Annotated in this window: 6 protein-coding genes; 2 read left to right on the top strand and 4 right to left on the bottom strand. The window is 62.3% G+C overall.

Annotated features, from left to right (window positions below; translation table 11 throughout):
* Positions 1 to 252 precede the first annotated feature (252 nt).
* The 4 genes from J1G34_RS26800 to aroC all read right to left on the bottom strand — a co-directional run bounded on the left by J1G34_RS26800 (position 253) and on the right by aroC (position 3,517).
* The gene (locus J1G34_RS26800; protein ID WP_065887968.1) at positions 253 to 522 is read right to left on the bottom strand and encodes a response regulator transcription factor; all 270 of its coding nucleotides are present in this window, start codon (positions 520 to 522) and stop codon (positions 253 to 255) included.
* 208 nt (positions 523 to 730) lie between these two features.
* On the bottom strand, positions 731 to 1,258 hold the full coding sequence (locus tag J1G34_RS26805; protein ID WP_222994859.1) for an acireductone dioxygenase: 528 nt from the start codon (positions 1,256 to 1,258) through the stop codon (positions 731 to 733).
* Positions 1,255 to 2,415 (bottom strand): MFS transporter, encoded by a 1,161-nt coding sequence (locus J1G34_RS26810; RefSeq protein WP_065898431.1) that lies wholly within the window; start codon positions 2,413 to 2,415, stop codon positions 1,255 to 1,257. Before J1G34_RS26810 ends, J1G34_RS26805 begins: the two co-directional genes overlap by 4 nt.
* A 10-nt stretch (positions 2,416 to 2,425) precedes the next feature.
* The gene (aroC, locus tag J1G34_RS26815; protein ID WP_222994860.1) at positions 2,426 to 3,517 is read right to left on the bottom strand and encodes a chorismate synthase; all 1,092 of its coding nucleotides are present in this window, start codon (positions 3,515 to 3,517) and stop codon (positions 2,426 to 2,428) included.
* A 143-nt stretch (positions 3,518 to 3,660) separates the two neighbouring features.
* Here aroC and J1G34_RS26820 point away from each other — a divergent pair, with 143 nt between their 5' ends.
* Positions 3,661 to 4,623 carry an alpha/beta hydrolase gene (locus tag J1G34_RS26820; protein WP_065894017.1) on the top strand — a complete coding sequence of 321 codons (963 nt, stop codon included), beginning with the start codon at positions 3,661 to 3,663 and terminating at the stop codon, positions 4,621 to 4,623.
* Positions 4,624 to 4,722: 99 nt separating this feature from the next.
* Positions 4,723 to 5,526 (top strand): hypothetical protein, encoded by an 804-nt coding sequence (locus J1G34_RS26825; RefSeq protein WP_122463412.1) that lies wholly within the window; start codon positions 4,723 to 4,725, stop codon positions 5,524 to 5,526.
* Positions 5,527 to 5,821: the final 295 nt, after the last annotated feature.

Raw genomic sequence — 5,821 nt, forward strand, 5'->3', positions numbered from 1 at the left:
CCTCGGCGGCATTCCCACGCGGAGCGTGGGAACGATCTTGTGCATGACTGAGCGTCGCGGCAAGTCTTTCGCTGAGATGATCGTTCCCTCGCTCCGCGTGGGAATGCATCCCGTGACGCTCCGCGTCACCATTGCGCACGTTTCGGATGTTGCATTGAAAGCAGGACGCAGAGCGTCCTGGGCGGCATTCCCACGCGGAGCGTGGGAACGATCCTTGTACGCCGTTGAGCGCCGCGGCCCTTTTTTACGCCGTCAGCACAGTCCCTGACGCGTCGCCTCATTCATCGCCTGCACCCGGTTATTCACATCGAGCTTGCCGTAGATATTGCGCAGATGGAATTTAACCGTGGCCTCCGAGGTGCAGCGAATCCTGCTCATCTCCCAAATGGTCTTGCCCTCGGAGGCCCATCGCAGAATCTCCAGTTCCGTCCGGGTGAGGGGTTTGCCGAGCAGACTCAAGCGTCTTCTGATGGCCGTCGGCACGATTTCCAACGGGTGAGACATCTCCTCTGGGCGACTCATTGCTCTCTCCTTTTTATATGCCGATGCGCTGTCACCCTTCGGATTCTTCCTATTGACAGGCGCCATGAACATTGAACAAAGCGAGAGTTACACAACCTGAGCAATGAGAGAGCGAGGCCGAGGCTAAACAGCCAAGCCCTACATGGAATTAGGCTTCTTCCCACAGCAAATTCCAACTTGCCCGGGTTGAACATTTAAAATATTTGTCTTAGTCGTCCAATTTGCCAGCGTCACGGGCGATGTCACTGCCGGTCAACGTCGGCACCGCGCCCTCGACGGTGTTGAACAAATGCAGCATCACACAATAAGGATGCTCGCCCATGTCGAACCAATGGGGCATCTCGGCAGGCACGATCAGCAGATCGTTCTTCTCACACCGCACGCCGTAGACATACTTGCCAATGCGCAACGAGCACAGCCCCTGGCCAGCGATGAAGAATCGCGCCTGGTCTTCAGCGCAGGTGTGCTCATCCAGGCGTTCGGCCTGCAGCACTTCTTTGGAGTCAGCACCGGTCACGCTGAGCACCTCGGCACGCGTGTAGCCGAGCGCGTCGATCTGCGGCTGATACGCCGCAATCAGTTGCGCATCGTCGACGCCCTTTTCGAGTGTGCCGGGCTGCCAGCGTGCAAAGCGCACGCCGTGTTCGGCCAGGGTCGACTGAATGTCGTCGAAGTGGGTCAGCACTTTGTTCGGGGTGTCCGGTGTAGCGAGGTCATAGACGGCGACATAGCTCATTGCACGGTTCCTTGGTTCGGCTCTTGCAATCGAAGGCCAATGATAACGGCGGCAGCCAGGGCCGCGATGCTGGCAATACTGAACGTCAGCGTGGGGCCCAGCAGGTTCCAGCTGTAACCGGCATACAGCGCGCCCAGCGCACCGCCGGTGCCGGACAGCGCGGCGTAAAGCGCCTGGCCCTGGCCTTGCTGGCGATCACCAAAACTGCGCTGCACGAAGGCGATGGCCGCCGCATGGAAACTGCCGAACGTGGCGGCATGCAGCACTTGCGCCAGCAGCAGCACCCAGAAAAATTCGGCAAATGCGCCGAGCAGCAGCCAGCGCAGCGCCGCCAGCAGGAAACTCGCCAGCAGCACCCGGCGCACCGAAAAGCGCGAGAGGATGCGGCTCATGGCCAGGAACATCAGGACCTCCGCCACCACCCCGAGGGCCCACAGCAAACCGATTACGCCACGGCTGTAGCCCAGGTGTTCAAGGTGCAGTGTGAGAAAGGTGTAATAGGGGCCATGGCTCATTTGCATCAGTGCCACACAGGCATAGAACGCCAGCACGCCGGGGTTGCGTAACTGCCGCACAAAGCCGTCCCCGGCCAGGCGTTGGCCGTGGCTGGCGGGCTGCGCATTCGGCACCCACAGGCTGGCGCCGATGATACCGGCCATGATCACCACGACCACCACCGGGTAGATGTCCACGCTCAGCCAGTCGAACAGGCGGCCCATGATCACGACGGTAAGGATAAAGCCGATGGAGCCCCACAGGCGGATCTGGCTGTAGCGCGCCGTCTGGCGCTGCAGATGAGCCAGGGTGATCACTTCGAACTGCGGCAGCACCGCGTGCCAGAAGAACGCATGCAGGGCCATGACCAGGGCCAGCCAGGCGTAGGTCTTGCTGACGAAAATCAACGAGAAACTCAACAGCGTGCACACCGCGCCGAACCGTACGATGGCCAGGCGGCGGCCGGTGTAGTCGCCCAGCCAGCCCCAGAGGTTGGGCGCCACGCAACGCATCAGCATGGGAATGGCCACCAGCTCGCCAATACGCGCGCTGGAGAAGCCCAAGTGATCGAAATACAGCGCCAGGAACGGCGCCGTCGCCCCGAGCAGGGCGAAGTAGAACAGGTAGAAACTGGAGAGGCGCCAATAAGGGAGGGCTGTCACTGTCAGCCCGTCACAGCTGGCCCAGCACCGGCGTACTCACCTGCACATCGGCATTCTGACCACGATTGCGCAGCAGGTGGTCCATCAGCACGATAGCCATCATCGCCTCGGCAATGGGTGTGGCGCGGATGCCGACGCACGGGTCGTGGCGGCCCTTGGTAATCACGTCGACCGGGTTGCCGTGCACATCGATCGAGCGGCCCGGCGTGGTGATGCTCGATGTGGCCTTGAGCGCCAGGTGCGCAACGATCGGCTGGCCCGAGGAGATGCCACCGAGGATGCCGCCGGCGTTGTTGCTGAGAAACCCCTGCGGGGTCATCTCATCGCGATGCTCGGTGCCGCGCTGGGCCACGCAGGCGAAACCGGCACCGATTTCCACGCCCTTGACCGCGTTGATGCTCATCAGCGCGTGGGCCAGTTCGGCGTCGAGACGGTCGAAGATCGGCTCGCCCAGGCCCGGCTTCACGCCCTCGGCCACAACGGTGATCTTCGCACCGACCGAGTCCTGGTCGCGGCGCAACTGGTCCATGTAGGCTTCCAGCTCCGGCACCTTGTCCGGGTCGGGGCAGAAGAAGGCGTTGTCTTCGATGCTGTGCCAGGTCTTGAACGGGATCTCAATCGGGCCGAGCTGGCTCATGTAGCCACGAATGACGATGCCCTGGGCCGCCAGGTATTTCTTGGCAATGGCACCGGCCGCCACGCGCATCGCGGTTTCACGGGCCGAACTGCGGCCGCCGCCACGGTAGTCGCGCTCGCCGTATTTGTGATGGTAGGTGTAGTCGGCATGGGCCGGGCGAAACAGGTCCTTGATCGCCGAGTAGTCCTTGGACTTCTGGTCGGTATTACGGATCAACAGGCCGATGGCGCAGCCGGTGGTGCGGCCTTCGAACACCCCGGAGAGAATCTCGACTTCGTCGGGTTCCTGGCGCTGGGTGGTATGGCGGCTGGTGCCGGGCTTGCGGCGGTCCAGATCACGCTGCAGGTCTTGCACAGACAGCTCGAGGCCGGGCGGGCAGCCGTCGACAATGGCGACCAACGCCGGGCCATGGCTTTCGCCCGCGGTGGTGACTGTGAACAGCTTGCCGAAGGTGTTGCCGGACATGCGGAGCGCTCCGTGAAATCAGTTGAATCAAGTCAACCGTAATAACTTAAGGCGGCCAGTATACGCAGGCTAACCGACTAGTTCATCCTCGAAACCTTACCGGTAGACGTTGGTCCAACCGGCACCTCTCCAATGATGGCGCGATGATGCTGCGAGTTCTGCTGTTCACCCTCACCCTGTTTACCGTCGCGGCCCAGGCCGCCTCCCCCGTCGTGCTGCAACGGCCCATCAGCCTGGACACCGGCAGCGGCGAGCTGTTTGGCTCGCTGCTGTTGCCGCAGTCCGACCAACCCGTGCCGGTGGTGCTGATCATCGCCGGTTCAGGTCCCACCGACCGCAACGGCAACAGCGCCGACGGCGCGCGCAACGACAGCCTCAAGCGCCTGGCCTGGGTGCTCGCCCGGCACAATATCGCCAGCGTGCGCTATGACAAACGCGGCGTGGCCGCCAGCCTTGCCGCGACCCCGGATGAACGCAACCTGACCCTCGACGCCTACGTGGCCGACGCCGTGGCCTGGGGCAAGTTGCTCAAGGCTGACAAGCGCATGGGCCCGTTGATTGTGCTGGGCCACAGCGAAGGCGCGCTGGTTGCCGCCCTCGCTGCGCCGCAGTTGAATCCGGCCGGGGTGATTTCCTTGTCCGGCAGCGCCCGCCCGGTCGACCAGGTGATTCGCCAGCAACTGGCCGATCACCTGCCACCGGCGCTGTTGCTGCGCAGCAACGACATTCTCGACCACCTCAAGGCCGGCCAGGTGGATGACGATGTGCCGCGCCCACTCGAAGGTATTTTCCGACCCAGCGTGCAGCCCTATCTGATCAGCCTGTTTCGCGCCGATCCCTCGGCAGCCTTTGCGCGCTTGAGCATGCCGGCCCTGATCATCCAGGGCACCAACGACATACAGGTCGGCGTGGACGATGCACGGCAATTGAAAAAGGCCAAGCCCGACGCACAGTTGACCGTGATCGAAGGCATGAACCACGTGATGCGCATCGTGCCCAACAACGTCAAGCAGCAACTGGCGTCCTACAACGATCCGAAATTGCCCCTTGCGGCCGAGTTGGGCGAGCGGATAGTGCGCTTTATCGACGGACTTGCACCGCGTTAAGCGGCCATTGGCCTCCAGTCCTGGAGAAAACGGCCGATAAGCCCAGAGTCGACAGTAAAAAGACTGTCGGCTCGCAGGGCTTGGACAGGATCGCGCCGCATGACAACCACCGAAGCAACACCCGAACCCACCGCTGACATCCCGGCTGAAGCCGAGGCCGCCGCTGCGGCGGCGCTGCCTTGGGCGGACGTACACGCCGAACATTTCAAGATGCTGCGCCTCGCCCCGTTGGCCATCGACCGTGCGACCGGCGCGCGGCCCTTGCGGTTTGTACAGTTCGGTTACGCCGAGCGCCATGATTCGCATCACAGCCTGTTGCGCCTGGTCATCCAGTTGCCCAGCCAGCGCGTTCGGCGCGAGCAGAACACCCTGGATATCTGGGTGGACCACGATAAACATCGCGTGCACTTCGGCCCGGGCAACAGCCTGGAAATCGAACCGGCCAACCGTGGCCTCGGCCGCTTCCTGGTGGCCCAGGCCGCCGCATGGGCCAAGAAGAAGTGGTCACACTACCGCGTCGATGGCGTCGACCTGGCCAACAAGGACGCGCTCAACGAAGCCACGCGCCTGCGCCGCGATCACTTCCTGCGCGTCCAGGGTTTTGACGTGGCCTATGCCGACGTGCAACACCTCAAGGGCAACGTACAGCCGGGCAAAGTCAGCGATGTACTGGACAGCTGGAACACCGAGAAAGTGCAATTCGTGGAAATCCTCGAAGCTGCGCAGATGCTGCAACAGGCCGAGCAGAACCTGGCCGAGCAGGAAGTGAAGCTGCGCAAGGAAGAGGAAAAGGTGCTCAAGTTCAAACGCGAGGACAGCGGGCTGCGCTTTACCATCACCTGCCTGGTGGCATTTACCGTGTTTCAGGCGGGGCTGTTGATCTGGATTGCCACGCACCGTTAACAGACTGGAATGCAATCAAATGTGGGAGGGGGCTTGCCCCCGATAGCGATGTATCAGTTAGCAATGCATTTACTGACACTGCCTCACCGGGGCATAGGTATCTACACAACTCAGCAGCGCCCAACCGTAACCACGATGCGAAGCGAGTCGCTCTTGATCTTGATCTGCTTTTGATCTTGATCTCAGGCGCCCCGTCAAACCACGCTGGCCGAACGCAGGCTTGAATCCGTGGGTAACCCGGCAGGACGCCGGGTTAGCCGCCCCGCGCCATGGATGGCGCGTGGCGGCGGCCCAC

Origin of the sequence: Pseudomonas sp. Wu6 (assembly GCF_019891515.1) — a bacterium.
GTDB classification, from domain to species: domain Bacteria; phylum Pseudomonadota; class Gammaproteobacteria; order Pseudomonadales; family Pseudomonadaceae; genus Aquipseudomonas; species Aquipseudomonas orientalis_A.

Coding starts and splice junctions, on each gene's coding strand:
- J1G34_RS26820 (WP_065894017.1), top strand. CDS start 3,661: ATGATGCTGCGAGTTCTGCTGTTCACCCTCACCCTGTTTACCGTCGCG.
- aroC (WP_222994860.1), bottom strand. CDS start 3,517: ATGTCCGGCAACACCTTCGGCAAGCTGTTCACAGTCACCACCGCGGGC.
- J1G34_RS26800 (WP_065887968.1), bottom strand. CDS start 522: ATGAGTCGCCCAGAGGAGATGTCTCACCCGTTGGAAATCGTGCCGACG.
- J1G34_RS26805 (WP_222994859.1), bottom strand. CDS start 1,258: ATGAGCTATGTCGCCGTCTATGACCTCGCTACACCGGACACCCCGAAC.
- J1G34_RS26825 (WP_122463412.1), top strand. CDS start 4,723: ATGACAACCACCGAAGCAACACCCGAACCCACCGCTGACATCCCGGCT.